We start from the raw sequence: 1,008 nt of genomic DNA, 5'->3' as shown, positions 1-1,008 counted from the left end.
CTTCTGGATTTTTCGCGTCAGAGTGTTATTTTGACCGATCGTTGGCTGCAAGCCCGCTCTCGCAATGCCCTCAGCGCGCAAAATAGCGTGCCGGAGAAAATCGACGAGGGTGGTTTACATGCGAAGATGATTACGGCAACCGGCGCGATGGACTGGCGCTTGCTATCTGCACCTGGCTTGGACCGCCCTCTGATCGCGCAGCAGACACTCGGATCGCCATTTTCTGTCACAGTTCGCTTTAAGCACGAAACCCCCTGTAGCCCAACGGATGTAGTCTCTAAGATCACAAGCGGCCATTATCACTGGCTCTATCTTCAGGCAGTTCCGGTTCGAGCTCCCAAGGATATGGCGAGGGATGGACACGCGTCGCTAGCAGCTGCCATCGGCCCCTGGGAAATTCCTTCCAGCGTATTATTTTCACGATGCCAGTGATTAGCGGGATCAAGGACTTAACTTGGAGCGATTTGGGAACGGTCTCGCCAAAGGAACTGTCAAGCCAAGTCCACTGAATCAAATTCGACCATGGCGCGGCGGCATCCGCAAACCGGTTCGTCCGTGCGTCTAACCGGGTCCTGGCAGCCCGCGTCCGGCCTGTGGCCTCGCCCAGATCCAGAGTTAGGCAACTGTCGCGCGCATCCGCCGTGGCGCTCGATCGACGATCAGACGTCTAAGCAGCTAGTCGAGAGCGTCGAGGACATGACGGCCTGCCGCGAGAATGGCGCGGTTTTTCACTATCGCATTGAATCGCAAGGGAGCCCGAGGATTGCAAATCCGTGTAGGTCGGTTCGACTCCGGCCCGCGCCTCCAGAGTGAAAAACGGCTCCTTCGGGAGCCGTTTGCGTTTTGAGGCCATGGGGACTTCCTTGCCGTGTCGATCGGGCGGCCTGCGAGACGCCAGCTCACGATCTCGTCATGGATGCCCCAAAGTCCATCAGCGCCTCCACAAAAGCCCACGGCGCCTCGAGCGGCGCGAATTCGCCGCTGCCCGCCAGCACCGCGCTCGTGAGA

At 58.9% G+C, this 1,008-nt stretch carries 1 protein-coding gene and 1 tRNA gene; both read left to right on the top strand.

Features of this window, described 5'->3' with window-relative positions; translation table 11 throughout:
- The coding region (locus tag AC1D1T_RS32695) for a hypothetical protein (protein ID WP_477993518.1) at window positions 1–432 on the top strand (432 nt) is incomplete at its 5' end.
- A gap of 285 nt (window positions 433–717) precedes the next feature.
- Window positions 718–807, top strand: a tRNA-Cys gene (locus AC1D1T_RS32690).
- Window positions 808–1,008: the final 201 nt, after the last annotated feature.

It is taken from the genome of Rhizobacter sp. P2_H3 (assembly GCF_056403355.1).
This window is presented reverse-complemented; position numbering and strand designations above follow the sequence as displayed.